The organism is Gordonia rhizosphera NBRC 16068, from assembly GCF_000298195.1.
Lineage (GTDB): Bacteria > Actinomycetota > Actinomycetes > Mycobacteriales > Mycobacteriaceae > Gordonia > Gordonia rhizosphera.
Genome location: NZ_BAHC01000227.1, coordinates 23,452 through 39,602, shown reverse-complemented (window position 1 = coordinate 39,602; position 16,151 = coordinate 23,452). Strand labels below are relative to the sequence as shown.

The following is a 16,151-nucleotide window of genomic DNA, read 5'->3' as shown; positions in this document are numbered from 1 at the left end:
GCAGGGGCGGCGCCACGATGATGGGTGCGATCCACAGCATCAGGGTGCGGTCGGCCTGACGGCGCGTCATCCGCCGCTCGGGGCTGCGGCCCTGCAGTACCTCGACGCTGAATCTGCCGACGGCGAATCGTCCGATCAGCAGCCAGGCGACGACGAGCATGATCGTCCCGCCGATCGACATGGTGAGAGCGGTGCTCCACATGCGCGACGGCAACGACAGCACCCGCGTGCCGGCCACCGGGTTCTGCAGCACCGGGATCTGGCCGGTGCCCAGTGACCCGATCAGCAGCAGGATCGACCCGGTTGCGCCGAACAATTTGATCCGCAGCAGTCGCCGGTTCTCGGCGGCGTTGAGCGGTCCGACCTCACGTTCGTCGTCGTGGAGCCGGGCGACGGTCTTGCCGTAGTCGCCCCGCCGGTCGGTCGAGTCCTCGGCGACAGGGCCACGGCTCGGTCGGCGCGTGCGGCTCAGGCCGAGGTAGTCCATCGCCTGACGCAGCCGCCGGGCGGGCAGCGAGCGGTCCCCGTCCCGCGTCACTGTGGAATCTGGCACGACGATGACTCTAGTGGTGCGTCTCGGAAATAGATGACTGCTCTCCGGCCACCTGTGTCCGAGACACCACTGGTGCCCGTACCTGTCACTAAGGTCACCCTTGGTGGCGTGGGAGGACTAATTACGACACACTTGTGTTGTGAAAACCATGGGGAGCGATACCGCGTTGCCTCTGGGCGCGCCGGACGGGCCCTCCGAGGGGGCTACCAGTACTGCCGGTCATCCTGACGGGCAGACGCGTGCTGCCGTGGTCACGCTGCTGGTCGAGGACGGTCCGCTGACCGCGACCGAGATCGCCGACCGGCTCGGGATCAGCGCCGCCGGCGTGCGTCGCCACCTCGACGCGCTCACCGAATCCGGGGATGTCGAGACGTCGTCGTCGGGGTTCGGGCGCCGTGGCCGCGGCCGCCCGGCCAAGTGGTTTCAGCTGACCGCCACGGGACGGGGCAAACTGCGCCACGCCTACGACGACCTCGCCGGCGCCGCGATGCGGCGGCTGCGCACGATCGGCGGCGAGCAGGCCGTCGAGGAGTTCGCCCGGGATCGCATCGAGGAGATCGTGGCCGATGTGGAACCGGCCGACGCGTCGGGATCGGTGGCGGATACGGTCGGCGCGATCGCCGACGCGCTGACCAGCGCGGGCTTCTCCGCGAACACGCGGGAGGTCGGGACCGGCATGCAGATCTGCCAGCACCACTGCCCGGTAGCGCATGTCGCCGCCGAGTTCCCGGAACTGTGTGAGGCCGAGACCGCGGTCTTCACCGAATTGCTCGGCACCCACGTGCAACGGCTGGCCACGATCGCCAACGGCGACTGTGTCTGCACCACCCACGTCCCACTCCATCCGCCGCCGGAGGCCCTGCCGGTCCCCACGGCGATCACCACCAAGACCACGAGCGGTGCGCAGCCTGCATCCGCTCAACCGATGAAGACGAGTCGAAAGGCCCAGCGATGACAGTCACCGAACCGAGCGCGACCGCGACCAAGCCGGCACCGCTGACCCAGGAGGAGACGATCGACTCGCTGGGTCGATACGGGTATGGCTGGTCCGACTCCGACGTCGCCGGTGCGAGCGCCCAGCGTGGCCTGTCCGAGGCGGTCGTCACCGACATCTCGGCGAAGAAGAACGAACCCGAGTGGATGCTCGAGCAGCGACTGAAGGCGCTGAAGATCTTCGACCGCAAGCCGATGCCGCACTGGGGTGCAGAACTCGACGACATCGACTTCGACAACATCAAGTACTTCGTCCGGTCCACGGAGAAGCAGGCCACCACCTGGGACGAGCTGCCCGACGACATCAAGAACACCTACGACCGCCTGGGCATCCCGGAGGCGGAGAAGCAGCGTCTCGTCGCCGGTGTCGCCGCCCAGTACGAGTCCGAGGTCGTCTATCACCAGATCCGTGAGGACCTCGAGCAGCAGGGCGTCATCTTCCTCGACACCGACACCGGTCTCAAGGAGCATCCGGAGATCTTCCAGGAGTACTTCGGCTCGGTCATCCCGGCCGGCGACAACAAGTTCTCCGCGCTGAACACCGCGGTGTGGTCGGGTGGTTCGTTCATCTACGTCCCGCCGGGCGTGCACGTCGACATCCCGCTGCAGGCCTACTTCCGGATCAACACCGAGAACATGGGTCAGTTCGAGCGGACACTGATCATCGTCGACGAGGGTGCCTACGTGCACTACGTCGAGGGGTGTACCGCACCGATCTACAAGACCGACTCGCTGCACTCGGCGGTCGTCGAGATCATCGTCAAGAAGGGTGGCCGCTGCCGCTACACGACGATCCAGAACTGGTCGAACAACGTCTACAACCTGGTGACCAAGCGCGCCAAGGCCGAAGCGGGCGCGACCATGGAGTGGATCGACGGCAACATCGGTTCGAAGGTCACCATGAAGTACCCGGCCGTGTGGCTGACCGGTGAGCACGCCAAGGGCGAGGTGCTCTCGGTGGCGTTCGCCGGCGAGGGACAGCATCAGGACACCGGCTCCAAGATGGTGCACCTGGCCCCGAACACCTCGAGCAACATCGTCTCCAAGTCGGTGGCCCGCGGTGGTGGGCGCGCGTCCTACCGCGGCCTGATCAAGATCAACCCGGGTGCGCACGGCAGCCGCTCGACCGTGAAATGCGATGCGCTGCTGGTCGACACGATCTCGCGCAGCGACACCTACCCCTACGTCGACATCCGCGAGGACGACGTGACGATGGGTCACGAGGCGACCGTCTCCAAGGTCAGCGACGATCAGCTGTTCTACCTGATGAGCCGCGGGCTGACCGAGGACGAGGCGATGGCGATGGTCGTGCGCGGCTTCGTCGAGCCGATCGCCAAGGAACTCCCGATGGAGTACGCGCTCGAACTCAACCGCCTCATCGAACTCCAGATGGAAGGAGCCGTCGGCTGATGGCCGATCCGACACTTGCCACCGCACGGGACCACCGCGGCGAAGGCGCGCACGCCCACGTCGGCGAAGGCGCGCACGCCCACGTCAACAAGGGGGAGATGTTCACCTCCTTCGACGTCGACGCCTTCGAGGTGCCCAGCCCCCGCGAAGAGGTGTGGCGGTTCACGCCGTTCCGCCGCCTGCGGGGCCTCCATGACGGTTCCGCGCAACGGACCGCCGATCCGGTCATCGAGGTGTCCGGAACCGCGGACGGTGTGACGGTCGAGGCCGTCGGCCGCGACGACGTCCGACTCGGTCAGGGCGGCGTTCCGTTCGACCGGGTTGCCGCACAGGCGTTTTCGTCGTTCACCGATGCGACGGTGGTCACCGTCGGGCGTGAGGTCGAGCTCTCCGATCCCGTGGTCGTGAGCATCACCGGGCCGGGTGAGGGTGAGGTGGCCTTCGGGCACATCCAGATCCGGCTCGAACCCTTCGCGCGGGCGGTCGTCGTCCTCGACGAGCAGGGCAGCGGCACCTACGCGGAGAACATCGAATTCGTGGTCGGCGACAGTGCGTCACTGACCGTGGTGAACGTGCACGACTGGGCCGACGACATGGTCCACGTCGCCGCGCACCATGTGCGGGTCGGTCGCGACGCGGTGGTCCGGCACTTCGCGATCAGCCTCGGCGGCAACCTCGTTCGCCTCTCCCCGGTCGTGCACTACGACGGTCCGGGCGGCGACGTCGAACTGTGGGGACTCTACTTCGCCGACGCCGGCCAGCACCTCGAGCAGCGTCTGCTCGTCGACCACAGCCAGCCGCATTGCCGCTCCAACGTGGTGTACAAGGGTGCGCTGCAGGGCGATCCGAGCGGTGACCGCACCCGGGAGGCCCACACGGTGTGGATCGGCGACGTGCTGATCCGCCCGGCGGCCGAGGGCACCGACACCTTCGAACTCAACCGCAACCTGGTCCTCACCGACAACGCACGTGCCGACTCGGTACCCAACCTCGAGATCGAGACCGGCGAGATCGTCGGCGCCGGACACGCCAGCGCCACGGGGCGTTTTGACGACGAGCAGCTGTTCTACCTGCAGGCCCGCGGTATCCCCGAGGAGCAGGCACGCCGTCTGGTGATCCGCGGTTTCTTCCGTGAGGTCATCGCCAAGATCGCCGTGCCCGAGATTCGCGAGCGTCTGGAAGCAGCGATCGAACGCGAACTCCAGATCTCCGGAGCCTGACCCGCCACCACCGCTGATTGAGACCGAGGCTCCGCAGACCCCAGACCGCTGATCGAGTAGGCACCGAGCGAAGCGAGGCGCCGTATCGAGATCACTCAGCCCACAACGAAAGACACATCGAGAATGACCACACTGGAAATCCGTGACCTGCACGTCGATGTCGCCCAGACCGACACCGACGCCGAGCCCATCCACATCCTCAAGGGTGTCAACCTGACCGTGTCGTCGGGCGAGACGCACGCGATCATGGGGCCCAACGGCTCCGGGAAGTCGACGCTGTCGTATGCGATCGCCGGTCACCCGAAGTACGTGGTGACGCAGGGCTCGATCACCCTCGACGGCGAGAACGTGCTCGAGATGAGTGTCGACGAGCGGGCGCGCGCCGGTCTGTTCCTCGCGATGCAGTACCCCGTCGAGGTACCGGGTGTGTCGATGTCGAACTTCCTGCGGACTGCCGCCACAGCCGTGCGTGGCGAGGCACCGAAGCTGCGGCACTGGGTCAAGGAGACCAAGGAGGCGATGACCGCCCTGGAGATCGATCCGTCCTTCGGTGAGCGCAGCGTCAACGAGGGCTTCTCCGGCGGTGAGAAGAAGCGCCACGAGATCCTGCAGCTCGACCTGCTCAAACCCAAGATCGCCATCCTCGACGAGACCGACTCCGGCCTCGACGTCGACGCCCTGCGTGTGGTGAGTGAGGGTGTCAACCGCTACAAGGAGCGCGAACACGGCGGCATCCTGCTGATCACGCACTACACGCGCATCCTGCGCTACATCAAGCCGGACTTCGTCCACGTGTTCGTGGGCGGCCGGGTCGTCGAGTCTGCGGGTCCCGAACTCGCCGACGAACTCGAGGAGAACGGCTACGTCCGGTTCACCTCGGCCCCAGCAGCAGGCTGACCGATGTCCACCGAAACGCCCGTGTCCGCTTCAACGGCAGTCGCCGCGTTCGACGTGGCGAGGCTGCGCGCGGACTTCCCGATCCTGTCGCGGACCGTGCGTGATGGAAAGCCCTTGATTTACCTGGATTCCGGGGCAACGTCGCAGCGACCGGTGCAGGTTCTCGACGCCGAGCGCGAGTTCCTGACGACCCGCAACGCGGCGGTGCACCGCGGTGCCCATCAACTCGCCGAGGAGGCCACCGACGCCTATGAGAGCGCGCGCGAGACGATCGCGCGGTTCGTCGGGGCCACCTCGGACACGGTCGTGTTCACCAAGAACGCCACCGAGGCACTGAACCTGGTGACCTACACCCTCGGAGATGACCGCGCCGCGGGTGTACTGGGCGGCAAACCGCTCGGGCCGGGGGACACCGTGGTGATCACCGAGCTCGAACACCACGCGAATCTCGTGCCGTGGCAGGAACTCTGCCGCCGTACCGGTGCCACCCTGAAGTGGTACGGGGTCACCGACGACGGCCGGATCGACCTGGATTCGCTCGATCTCGACGACACCGTGAAGGTCGTGTCGTTCACCCATCAGTCGAATGTCACCGGCGCGGTCACCGATGTCGCCGAACTCGTGCGCCGGGCCCGGGCGGTCGGCGCGCTGGTCGTGCTCGACGCCTGCCAGTCGGTGCCGCACATGGCGGTGGACTTCGTCGCGCTCGGGGTCGACTTCGCGGCCTTCTCCGGGCACAAGATGTTCGGCCCGTCGGGTGTCGGCGTGCTCTACGGCAAAGCCGAACTGCTCGAACAACTTCCGCCGTTCATCTCCGGTGGTTCGATGATCGAGACGGTCACCATGGAGGTCTCCACCTACGCGCCGCCGCCACAGCGGTTCGAGGCCGGTGTCCCGATGACCTCGCAGGTTGTGGCGCTCGCGGCTGCGGTCGACTATCTGAACGCGCTCGGTATGGATGCGGTTGCCGCGCACGAGCATCAGTTGATCGGCTACGCGCTCGAGCGACTCGAGGACATCGACGGGCTGCGTATCATCGGCCCGGCGTCCACCGAGAGTCGCGGCGGTGCGGTGTCGTTCGTCGTCGACGGAATCCACGCGCACGATCTGGGACAGATCCTCGACGACGAGGGCGTGGCGATCCGTGTCGGTCACCACTGCGCGTGGCCACTGCACCGGCGCCTCGGTATCGCCGCGTCGGCCCGTGCGTCCTTCGCCGCCTACAACACGCTGTCCGAGGTGGACGCGCTCGTCGACGCGATCACCAAGGCACAGAAGTTCTTCGGGGTGAGCTGAGACATGCGGATGGAGCAGATGTACCAGGAGGTCATCCTGGACCACTACAAGCACCCGCACGGACGTGGCCTCCGCGAGCCCTATGGCGCCGAGGTCCACCACGTGAACCCGACCTGTGGTGACGAGGTGACCCTGCGTGTGACCGTGTCGCCGGACGGGTCGACGATCGACGACATCTCTTATGACGGGCAGGGGTGCTCGATTTCGCAGGCCTCCACCTCGGTCCTGTACGACCAGCTGGTGGGGGAGCCCGTGGAGAAGGCACTGTCCACCGTCGATGCGTTCAACGCGATGGTGACCTCGCGCGGCACCGACACCGGCGACGAGGAGGTCCTCGGTGACGGGATCGCGTTCACCGGTGTGAGCAAGTACCCGGCGCGGGTGAAGTGTGCGCTGCTGGGATGGATGGCGTTCAAGGACGCGTTGGCACAGACGATGGACGCAGCACCGTCGTCAGAAGCGGAGTCAGTATGAGTGACGAAACCACCACCACATCCGACGCCCCGACCACGTCGCTTCCTCAGCTCGAGGACGTCGAGGAGGCGATGCGCGATGTCGTCGACCCCGAACTCGGCATCAACGTGGTCGACCTCGGGCTCGTCTACGGGATCGAGATCAGCGACGACGCCGTCGCGAAGATCGACATGACACTGACCTCGGCGGCGTGTCCGCTGACGGATGTGATCGAGGACCAGTCGCGTGCCGCCCTGGTGAGCAGCGGTCTGTGCACCGACATGGAGATCAACTGGGTCTGGCTGCCGCCGTGGGGTCCGGACAAGATCACCGACGACGGGCGCGAACAGCTGCGGGCCCTCGGGTTCACCGTCTAGTCGGCCACAACACGCAGAACTCGCAGAAACACACGAAGTCCCGTGTGTTTCTGCGAGTTCTACGTGTTGATGCCCACCGCTAGTCCCCGCTAGTCCATCCCCATCACCCGGTCTGCATTGGCGACCGCTTCGCGTTCGAACCTGTCCGACGGGTCACTGATGCTGACGCCGCCGCCGGCGTCGGTGCCGTCGACCGGGCCGCTGCGCTGCTGGACGACATGTGTCAGTTCGTGGGCGATCATGTGTTTACCCGCGTCGGAGCCGGGATCGTATTTGCCGCTTTCGAATACGATGTCGGACCCGACGGTGTAGGCCTGCGCGTTCACCGAGGTGGCCGAGTGGTGCGCCGCGTCGTCGGTGTGTACCCGGACGTCACCGAAGTCGTGGCCGAAGCGGCTTTCCATGTCGGTGCGGAGATCGCCCGGCAGCGGCGAACCCTCCGATGCCACCACGTCGTGGACGGGAGATCGGTCCTCGTCGATCAGGGCGGCCGTACCGGCGTTTCCGGCGGTTCGCTGCAGTTCGGCCAGCCCTGCCGGACCGGCGGCATCCCATCGGCCCGACAGCGCCGCCCTCATCGCCGCCGTCGGTTCCGGGTCGTGTGCTCGAGAAGCCTTGGGATGCGAAGAGGATTCGTGGTGGTCGCTGTCGTGGGTGCGCATCGATGGCTCGCCTCCTCGGTGTGTCATCCACGATCCGACCTCCCGCCGGTGAAGGGAAGGTGCCGACGGGTGCCTGTTCGGGCAGCATCTGCTGCCCGAACATCGCCACCCTCGTTGCGCATCAGGATGCGGCGGTTTCGACCTCGATGATCCGGGACACGACCGTCTCGCGGATCTGTGGCTCCCCGTGGCCGCGCAGGACGCTGTGCGACTGCGGGGTCGCCCAGATCTTCTGCAACACCGGCAGGTACTGCTGTGCGTGTCCGAGATCGTCGAAGTCGAGTTCCACGTAGACCTGGGTCGGGTCGTCGACCGACCGTGTCACGCGGTACGACCGCACCCCGCCGTCGGCGCGCACGCGTTCGAACTTGTCGAAAGCCTTTCGCCACGAATCGAAGTCGTCGATGGTGTTCGCTACCTGGAGCTGATACATGATGTCACCTTCTCGTGGTTGGTTCCGGTGACCCAACGGTAGGAGCGTCTCGGGCGAGCGAGCTATCCCCGGCGCGGGGGATGTTGGGCCTACGCTGGTCTGATGCGGGTCGACCTCGCGGCGAGCGTGGAGCGCTCCTGTGCACGGCACACGGACGTCAAGCGGTTGCGCCTGGCGATCCTCGACGATCTGGCCGCCGCGATACCCTTCGCCGGGCACGTCTGGGTGCTGACCGATCCGGTGACCGGTGTCGGGACGATCCCGTTGGCCACCGTTCCCGGCCTGCCGTTGTCTCGCATACCGGATCTCATCCGTTCGCGGTATCTGACCCCGGTCAACCGGTGGAACGAACTCATCGGCTCAAAGCGGTTCGCCGACGGTCTGCGCCACGCGACCCACGACGAGCCGAGCCGATCCCGTCTGTGGCGGGAGATCCTCGCCGACCTCAGGGCCGGTGATGTCGCCTCGGTCGTCTTCGCCGATCGGTTCGGGTGCTGGGGCTGGCTGGATCTGTGGCGCTTCCCGCCGGCACCGCCGTTCGCCGACGACGAGATCTTGCGACTGCTGGCCATCCGTCCGGCGGTGACCACGGCACTACGCGCCGGTCAGGCGAGGAACTTCGGCCGGCCGCGGACCGCGGGGGAGGGAACGGGTCCGGCCGTCGTCATCCTCGACCACGACCTGCACGTGCGCGGCCAGACCGCACGCGCCGGGCACCGCCTGTATCGGCTGAACCCGCCGGATCCGGGATCGGATGGACGCCCGAGCGGTGTCGCCGCGATCCCGGCCGCCGCGTACAACGTCGCCGCGCAACTCATCGCTCGCGAACACGGCATCGACGACGCGCCGGCGCGTTCCCGCGTCTACCTCGACGACCTCGGCTGGCTGACACTGGAAGCCGACCGCATGACGGCCGACGAGACGGCGACCGCCCGCGACATCGCGGTCTCGATCGAGGAATCCGGACTCGCCGACCGCAGGGAGATGTTCTCGCGTGCCGTCGGGCTCACCCACCGCGAGGACGAGGTCCTGGGTCTGCTGCTGGCAGGCCGCGACACCCGGGCGATGGCCCTCGAACTCGTGGTCTCCGAGTACACCGTCGTCGACCATGTGAAGGCGGTGCTCGCGAAAGCCGGCTGCCCCGGCCGGCAGGCCCTGCTCGCGACGGTCGCCGGCTGACCGCCGGCCGGGCGGCGCCGGGAGGTGTAGAACTTCAGACGTGGACGCATCGTCGAACGATCCGTCGGATGACCGTCGGTCACCCGACGGGCGGTTCCGGCGTGTGCGTCGGTGGAAACCGCCGGTCTACGAGTCACGGGTGGAGAAGATGATCCGTGAGGCGACCGAGCGTGGCGAGTTCGACAACCTGCCCGGCATGGGTGAACCGCTCGACCTCTCCGACGCCGACGACCCGGATTGGTGGGTCAAGCGCAAGATCCGAGACGAGAACCTCGACTCGTCGGCGCTGCTTCCGATGCCCTTGCAGCTGCGCAAGGAGGCGCAGGGCTTTCCCGAGTCGCTGATCGAGTTCGCCGACGAATCGGTGGTCCGGGACCTGCTCACCGACTTCAACCGCCGGGTCCGCGAGGCCCACCTGTCCACCCGCGCCGGTGTTCCGTCGCTGATCACCGCGCACACCGTGGACGTCGACGACATGGTGCAACGCTGGCGCGAGCTTCGGTCGAGATAGAAGCCTGCGGACTCCTGGGTTGTTAGGGTGGGGGTACGGACCCGGCGAGTTCCGAAAGAGGTGCGCGATGACCGTCAACGATCCGATCCCGTCGGCCGACGATGCCGATCTCATCGAACAGTCCATCGACGTCGAGGGCGGCGACGACGACTATCCGGAAACCAACCGCGACGTCGTCGAGGACGAGGCCGAAGCCATCGCACCGATTCACCACGGTCAGCGTCACTGATCCGCTTCGGCGATGACGCGGCGCCCTCGCAACGCCCGCACGAATGATCGGCGAATGTCGTTGTCGACCCCGGTGAACAGTGCCGCCATCGCCCGTGCGGTGCCGGCGGCGTCGTCGCGGCCCGAGAGGTAGGCCCGCTGCTGCGCGAGGGGCAGCTCCGCGAACGCGTCGAACATCCGTCGCGTGGCATCGGGCGAGAGGGAGAGCACCGCGCGCAGTCCGACCGACCGCAGCCGATAGACGACGCGCGCCGACTGCGGCCACAGCCCGGCGAGCGGATCGTGTCCGTCCGCGATCGCCGCCGCGACACCGTCGGCGGCCGTCAGCGACTCTCCGACGCTGTAGCCGGTCGCCGGATGCAGCAGACCACCCCGGGACCCGAACACGATCGGGCGTACCCGCCACGGGGCCGCCGGACCCCGCAGCGCGAAGGAGACGGTTTCAGTCGCCAGCGGGGTGCTCGGGTGACCGGAGAGCCGCTCGTCGAGCCGGGCGCGCAGGTGTGCGACCGGCACCGGCGGGTCACCGGCCAGACAGGTCTCCTCGAGCAGGACCCGATCCGCGTCGAGGGGTACCGCGTAGAGAAACGACGCGCCCGCCGAGTCGTCGGAACTCGCCGGCGTCCAGTCCATCAGCACGGCCTCGGTGTCACCCACGAACGGGCGAGCCTGTGCCCGCGGCACGACCACGCCCGAGGCCGTCTGCCGCGGTCCGTGCCCGGGCAGCCCGCGGGCATCGATCACGGTCGAGGCGGTGATCGTGGCGCCCGACCGTGTCGTCACGTGGTGCTCGCCGACGACGGTCGCGTGATCGCGGAGGATCCGCGCGTCGTGGAGGGCCAGCGCCCGTCGCAGCGCGACGGTGTCGAAGACGGTGTAGCCGCGTCGCAGTTGCGCCGTCTCGGTCACCCGCATCGCGACCGAATCCACCTGTGCACCGACGACCTCCGGCGGCAGCCAGTGCGGAATCTCGTCGGTCCAGCAGGCGTAGGTGGCGCGCCACTCGACCTCGGGCCGGGGATCGACGACGGTGACCGCGACTCCGCGGCGCAGTAGTCGGTGGGACAGCGCACGACCCGCCGGGCCCGCACCCACCACGACGACATCGGTCACCACGCCGATTCTGCCGTCACATCAGCCGGTCGACAGCATGCCGCCGTCGACGGCCAGGGTTTGCCCGGTGATCCACGACGCCTCGTCGGACGCGAGGAACGCGGCGGCCCGCGCGACGTCCTCGGGCTCACCGAAACGTCCGAGCGGGTAGTTCTGCAGGGCGCGGGCCTCGTTCTCGCCGGCGATCAGGTCCTTGGCGAACCGGGTCTTCACGATGGCCGGGGCGATCGCGTTGACCCGGATGTTGTCGGGTCCGAGTTCCCACGCGAGTTCGGAGGTCAGACGGATCAGGGCGGCTTTCGACGCCCCGTACGCGGCGATGGCCCCTGTCGAGCGGATACCCGCGGCCGACGAGATGTTCACGACCGCGCCGCCGCTGTCGCGCATCCCGGCGGCGTACGCCAGTTGCACGAAGCCGAGCGCGGCGACGACGTTGGTATCGAAGATCTTGCGGAACGCCGACAGGTCGGCATGCATCAGCGGTCCGAACAGCGGGTTGATGCCGGTGTTGTTGACCAGGATGTCGATCCCGCCGCCCTGAGCGACGGTCGCGGCGACGGCGTCCGACCGGTGAGCTTCGTCACCGGTGTTGCCGGGAAATGCGGTCGCCCGCGCTCCGGGCACCGCGGCGCGGATGCTCGCGGCAGCGTCCTCGAGCGGCTCGGGTTTACGACCGGTGATGATCACCGATGCGCCACGTCGGGCCAGTTCGGTGGCGATGGCGAGGCCGATGCCACGGCTCGCACCCGTCACCAGGGCGGAGCGTCCGATGAGGTCGGAATGGCTCGGGATCGATGTGGGTTGTGTCACGTCCCTCACCGTATCGGGCGGGTCGGCGGCGTTCATGCGAGGTCGGCTGCACATCGGGGCGTCTCGGCACAGGTAGACTTGTCCGCCGTGATCACCGCGACCGACCTGGAGGTTCGAGCGGGCGCTCGGACCTTGCTGTCGGCGCCCGGCTCCGCGCTGCGTATCCAGCCCGGCGACCGGATCGGTCTCGTCGGCCGCAACGGCGCCGGCAAGACCACTACGCTGCGGATTCTGGCGGGCGAGACCGAACCATATGCCGGTGCGGTCGTCCGCAGCGGCGAACTCGGCTACCTCCCGCAGGACCCCAAGGAGGGCGACCTCGACGTCCTGGCGAAGGACCGTGTGCTGTCGGCCCGCGGACTCGACTCCATCCTGCACGACATGGAGAAGCAACAGGCGCTGATGGCCGAGGCCGCCGACGACCGCGTCCGCGACAAGGCGGTCGCCCGCTACGGCCGGCTCGAGGAGCGGTTCTCCGCGCTGGGTGGATATGTCGCGGAATCCGAGGCCGCGCGCATCTGCCACAGCTTGGGATTGCCGGACCGCGTGCTCGCGCAGCCGCTGCGTACCCTGTCGGGGGGTCAGCGCCGCCGGATCGAGCTGGCCCGCATCCTGTTCGCGGCATCGGACGGCTCCGGCAAGTCCGACACCACGTTGCTGCTCGACGAGCCCACGAACCACCTCGACGCCGATTCCATCACCTGGCTGCGCGGGTTCCTGCAGAACCACGAGGGGGGCCTCGTGGTGATCAGTCACGACGTCGACCTGCTGGCCGACGTGGTGAATCGCGTGTGGTTCCTCGATGCGGTGCGCGGCGAGGCGGACATCTACAACATGGGCTGGACGCGGTACCTCGACGCCCGTGCCACCGACGAACAGCGGCGCAAGCGTGAACGCGCGAACGCGGAGAAGAAGGCGAGCGCCCTGCGTGCGCAGGCCGCGAAACTCGGTGCCAAGGCGACCAAGGCGACCGCCGCGCAGAACATGCTGAAGCGGGCCGACCGGATGCTCGACGCGCTCGACGAGGAACGGGTGGCCGACCGCACCGCCCGCATTCGGTTCCCCGAACCGTCGGCGTGCGGTAAGACACCGCTGATGGCGAGCGGCCTGACCAAGATGTACGGGTCGCTGGAGATCTTCACGGGTGTGGACCTGGCCATCGACAAGGGCAGCCGCGTCGTGGTGCTCGGGCTCAACGGCGCGGGCAAGACCACGCTGCTCAAACTGCTTGCCGGCGTAGAGAATCCCGACCACGGTGAGATCGAACCCGGGTACGGCCTGAAGGTCGGGTATTTCGCCCAGGAGCACGACACGCTCGACGACCTGGCGACCGTGTGGGAGAACATCCGACACGCGGCCCCCGATGCCGGTGAGCAGGACCTGCGAGGACTGTTGGGCGCCTTCATGTTCAGCGGCGCTCAGCTCGACCAGCCGGCGGGCACGCTGTCCGGTGGTGAGAAGACACGGCTGACGCTGGCCGGTCTCGTGTCGTCGGCGGCGAACGTGCTGCTGCTCGACGAGCCCACCAACAACCTCGACCCGGTGTCGCGCGAGCAGGTGCTCGACGCGCTGCGCAGCTACACCGGTGCCGTGGTGCTGGTGACCCACGATCCCGGTGCGGCGGCCGCCCTCGATCCGCAGCGGGTGATCCTGCTGCCCGACGGCACCGAGGACCACTGGTCCGACGAGTATCAGGAACTCATCGAACTGGCCTGAAGAGTTGGTCGGCGATCGCACGGTGGCTTCGTTAGGCTCGAGCGATGGGATCGGTTGGGATCGACTTCATCCTGCAAGCGGCGGTCGGTCTGCTGGTGATCACGGCGCCTTTCGATCCGGTGAAACTACTCTTCTTCAACCAGACGGTTACCGCTCGTGGGATGGGTCGGACGGGTGGAGCGCTCCGCCTCACGCTCTACGTCACGGTGATCCTGGCGATCGCGGCGCTCGTGGGTAAAGAAGCGCTCACCGCCATGGGGATCAACCTGGACGCCTTTGGCGCTGTCGGCGGTCTCGTGATCGCCCTGATGGGGTTTGAAATGCTGTATTCGGGTGGTGCGTCCCAGGCTCAGGGCGAACGCCAGCGCGAGGAAGGGCCCGAGAGCGGAGACGGACTGCTCATACCCTTGGCCATCCCGATGATCGCTGGGCCCGGTGCCATCACGACGATGATCACATTCAGCTCGCAGAACACCTCCTGGGCCGGTCTAGGTGCGATGGCCACCGCCATTGCGGCGGTGGCCATCGTCACCTTCGGGTTCTACCGGTATATGGGCAGCCTGCTGGCCCGGATGAAGCCGACGACGGTGGCGATCATGGCCCGTCTCGGCGGACTGATCCTGGCGACCCTCGGATTCCAGATGCTGTTGGCCGGTATCGGCAACTTCTATGGGTGACGCTCACCGCCCAGGCCGCAAGTACTGTCCGTCGTCTTGGCTTCAGGCCTTCGTTTCGGCGGGCCAATAGCGTTTGCGCAGCTCACCTTTCACCAGCTTCCCGGTGGGGGTACGCGGCAGATCGTCGACGAAGTCCACCGTGCGGGGCGCCTTGTACGCGGCGATCGACGCCTTCGTGAACTCGATGAGCTCCTCGGCCAGTTCCGGTGACGGGGAGAACGCCGGGTCGAGTTGCACGCAGGCCTTGGTGACCTCGCCCAGTTCGGGGTCGGGGACACCGATGACCGCGACGTCGTAAACCGCCGGGTGATTGATCAGGACGTTTTCCGCCTCCTGCGGGTAGATGTTGACGCCGCCGGAGATGATCATGAACGCCTTGCGGTCGGTGAGGTAGAGGTAACCATCGTCGTCGACATAACCGACATCGCCTGTGGTGGACCAGTTCTCGTGCTCAGGATGCTGGGCCTTGCGGGTCTTCTCGGGATCGTTGTGGTATTGGAACGGAACTTCATCGCGTTCGAAGTACACCGTTCCGACCTGACCGGCGGGCAGTTCCTTCCCGTCTTCGTCGCAGATGTGCACGATGCCGAGCAGTGGCTTGCCGACCGAGCCGGGATGATCGAGCGCTTCTTGGGGCCCGATGAAGGTCGCGCCGGCCGCCTCCGTCGATGCGTAGTACTCGTAGATGACCGGTCCCCACCAGTCGATCATCGCCCGCTTCACCTCCACCGGGCACGGTGCCGCGGCATGCACGGCGATCTTCATGCTGCTCACGTCGTACTTGGCGCGGACCTCCGCGGGCAGCTTCAGCATGCGGATGAACATCGTGGGTACCCACTGGCTGTGGGTGGCCTTGTACTTGTCGATCGTGGCCAGCGCGATCTCCGGGTCGAACTTGTCGAGGAACACCACGGTGCCGCCGACGGAGTTGGTGGTGCCGCAATAGCGCAGGGGCGCTGCGTGGTACAGGGGCGCGGGGGAGAGATAGACGGTGTCGGAGTCGAATCCGTACATGGGCGCGAAGATCGCGGTGTAGGCGTCGGGGATCTCGTCGACCTGTCCCTGCGGTAACGGTGTCTTGATGCCCTTGGGTCGTCCGGTGGTGCCCGAGGAATAGAGCATGTCGGTGCCGCGCGGCTGGTCGGTGCGTGGGGCATCCGAGGCAGCAGCGAGGGCGGCGTCGTAGGAGTCGAATCCGGGGATCTCACCACCCCAGGCGAGGCGGTGGCCGGGTTCGGTCAGCGCGGGGATCTGATCCGTCTCGGTGACCGCATCGGCGACCGAGGCGCTGGCGAACACCACTTTCGCGTTGCAGTCGGTGAGGATGTAGTTGGTCTCGCCGGCGGTCAGATGGTGGTTGATGGCCGTGACGAACAATCCGCTCCGCAACGCCGCCCAGTAGACCTCGAACATGTGCAGATCGTTGTGCGAGATCATCGCGATCGTGTCGCCGGGGCGCAGGCCCAACGCCTCGAGGTGGTTTGCGAGACGGTTGGAGTTCTCGTCGAGTTGACGATAGGTCAGTTGGTCACCGGTGGACGCCTGGATGACGGCGGGCTTGTCCGGGGTGGATGTGGCGAAGACTCCGGGAAACACGTGGTACTCCTCTGACGAAGGGACAAC

18 protein-coding genes are annotated in these 16,151 nt (G+C 67.2%); 12 read left to right on the top strand and 6 right to left on the bottom strand.

The genetic code is table 11. The features are described 5' to 3' along the window. Positions 1-487: polyprenol phosphomannose-dependent alpha 1,6 mannosyltransferase MptB (gene mptB / locus GORHZ_RS27095; protein WP_169330700.1), on the bottom strand; the 487-nt coding region annotated here is incomplete at its 3' end. Between the two features lie 214 nt (positions 488-701). Between mptB and GORHZ_RS27090 the strand changes: the two genes are divergently transcribed. The 7 genes from GORHZ_RS27090 (at position 702) to GORHZ_RS27060 (ending at position 7,199) form a co-directional block, all read left to right on the top strand. After that, the gene (locus GORHZ_RS27090) at positions 702-1,508 is read left to right on the top strand and encodes a helix-turn-helix transcriptional regulator (protein WP_040533759.1); all 807 of its coding nucleotides are present in this window, start codon (positions 702-704) and stop codon (positions 1,506-1,508) included. Continuing rightward, positions 1,505-2,956, top strand: coding sequence for a Fe-S cluster assembly protein SufB (gene sufB / locus GORHZ_RS27085; RefSeq protein ID WP_006338859.1), 1,452 nt, complete (start codon positions 1,505-1,507; stop codon positions 2,954-2,956). Before GORHZ_RS27090 ends, sufB begins: the two co-directional genes overlap by 4 nt. After that, entirely contained in the window at positions 2,956-4,176 is a 1,221-nt protein-coding gene (gene sufD / locus GORHZ_RS27080) for a Fe-S cluster assembly protein SufD (RefSeq protein ID WP_006338858.1), read from the top strand. Before sufB ends, sufD begins: the two co-directional genes overlap by 1 nt. Positions 4,177-4,299: 123 nt before the next feature. Continuing rightward, positions 4,300-5,073, top strand: coding sequence for a Fe-S cluster assembly ATPase SufC (gene sufC, locus GORHZ_RS27075; protein ID WP_006338857.1), 774 nt, complete (start codon positions 4,300-4,302; stop codon positions 5,071-5,073). Between the two features lie 3 nt (positions 5,074-5,076). Beyond that, on the top strand, positions 5,077-6,369 hold the full coding sequence (locus GORHZ_RS27070; protein WP_006338856.1) for a cysteine desulfurase: 1,293 nt from the start codon (positions 5,077-5,079) through the stop codon (positions 6,367-6,369). 3 nt (positions 6,370-6,372) lie between these two features. Continuing rightward, positions 6,373-6,843, top strand: coding sequence for a Fe-S cluster assembly sulfur transfer protein SufU (gene sufU / locus GORHZ_RS27065; protein ID WP_006338855.1), 471 nt, complete (start codon positions 6,373-6,375; stop codon positions 6,841-6,843). Beyond that, positions 6,840-7,199 carry a metal-sulfur cluster assembly factor gene (locus tag GORHZ_RS27060; protein ID WP_006338854.1) on the top strand — a complete coding sequence of 120 codons (360 nt, stop codon included), beginning with the start codon at positions 6,840-6,842 and terminating at the stop codon, positions 7,197-7,199. The genes sufU and GORHZ_RS27060 overlap by 4 nt, the downstream gene beginning before the upstream one ends. 89 nt (positions 7,200-7,288) lie before the next feature. On the opposite strand, the gene GORHZ_RS27055 is transcribed toward GORHZ_RS27060, so the two are convergent. Both GORHZ_RS27055 and GORHZ_RS27050 read right to left on the bottom strand, forming a co-directional pair. Next, positions 7,289-7,861, bottom strand: a complete 573-nt coding sequence (locus GORHZ_RS27055) for an eCIS core domain-containing protein (RefSeq protein WP_006338853.1) — start codon at positions 7,859-7,861, stop codon at positions 7,289-7,291. Between the two features lie 121 nt (positions 7,862-7,982). Further along, positions 7,983-8,294: a hypothetical protein gene (locus tag GORHZ_RS27050; protein ID WP_006338852.1), complete on the bottom strand. Its 312-nt coding sequence runs from the start codon at positions 8,292-8,294 to the stop codon at positions 7,983-7,985. A gap of 102 nt (positions 8,295-8,396) precedes the next feature. Here GORHZ_RS27050 and GORHZ_RS27045 point away from each other — a divergent pair, with 102 nt between their 5' ends. From GORHZ_RS27045 to GORHZ_RS31145, 3 genes are all read left to right on the top strand, one after another. Beyond that, positions 8,397-9,473 carry a helix-turn-helix transcriptional regulator gene (locus GORHZ_RS27045; RefSeq protein WP_006338851.1) on the top strand — a complete coding sequence of 359 codons (1,077 nt, stop codon included), beginning with the start codon at positions 8,397-8,399 and terminating at the stop codon, positions 9,471-9,473. Between the two features lie 40 nt (positions 9,474-9,513). Then, positions 9,514-9,984, top strand: coding sequence for a DnaJ family domain-containing protein (locus tag GORHZ_RS27040; RefSeq protein ID WP_006338850.1), 471 nt, complete (start codon positions 9,514-9,516; stop codon positions 9,982-9,984). Positions 9,985-10,051: 67 nt separating this feature from the next. Further along, positions 10,052-10,213 carry a hypothetical protein gene (locus GORHZ_RS31145; RefSeq protein ID WP_006338849.1) on the top strand — a complete coding sequence of 54 codons (162 nt, stop codon included), beginning with the start codon at positions 10,052-10,054 and terminating at the stop codon, positions 10,211-10,213. Here the strand turns inward: GORHZ_RS31145 and GORHZ_RS27035 are convergent. Together GORHZ_RS27035 and GORHZ_RS27030 are read right to left on the bottom strand one after the other, a co-directional pair. Beyond that, the gene (locus GORHZ_RS27035) at positions 10,207-11,325 is read right to left on the bottom strand and encodes a lycopene cyclase family protein (RefSeq protein WP_051999105.1); all 1,119 of its coding nucleotides are present in this window, start codon (positions 11,323-11,325) and stop codon (positions 10,207-10,209) included. The genes GORHZ_RS31145 and GORHZ_RS27035 overlap by 7 nt on opposite strands. A 21-nt stretch (positions 11,326-11,346) precedes the next feature. Continuing rightward, a complete protein-coding gene (locus tag GORHZ_RS27030; RefSeq protein WP_006338847.1) occupies positions 11,347-12,171 on the bottom strand; it encodes an SDR family oxidoreductase in 825 nt (274 codons plus the stop codon). Positions 12,172-12,222: 51 nt separating this feature from the next. Between GORHZ_RS27030 and GORHZ_RS27025 the strand changes: the two genes are divergently transcribed. Together GORHZ_RS27025 and GORHZ_RS27020 are read left to right on the top strand one after the other, a co-directional pair. Beyond that, positions 12,223-13,851 carry an ABC-F family ATP-binding cassette domain-containing protein gene (locus tag GORHZ_RS27025; RefSeq protein WP_006338846.1) on the top strand — a complete coding sequence of 543 codons (1,629 nt, stop codon included), beginning with the start codon at positions 12,223-12,225 and terminating at the stop codon, positions 13,849-13,851. Positions 13,852-13,895: 44 nt separating this feature from the next. Next, positions 13,896-14,528, top strand: a complete 633-nt coding sequence (locus GORHZ_RS27020; RefSeq protein WP_006338845.1) for a MarC family protein — start codon at positions 13,896-13,898, stop codon at positions 14,526-14,528. A 42-nt stretch (positions 14,529-14,570) separates the two neighbouring features. Here GORHZ_RS27020 and GORHZ_RS27015 read toward each other — a convergent pair whose 3' ends face one another. Beyond that, positions 14,571-16,124 carry an acyl-CoA synthetase gene (locus GORHZ_RS27015; RefSeq protein ID WP_006338844.1) on the bottom strand — a complete coding sequence of 518 codons (1,554 nt, stop codon included), beginning with the start codon at positions 16,122-16,124 and terminating at the stop codon, positions 14,571-14,573. Positions 16,125-16,151 lie beyond the last annotated feature (27 nt).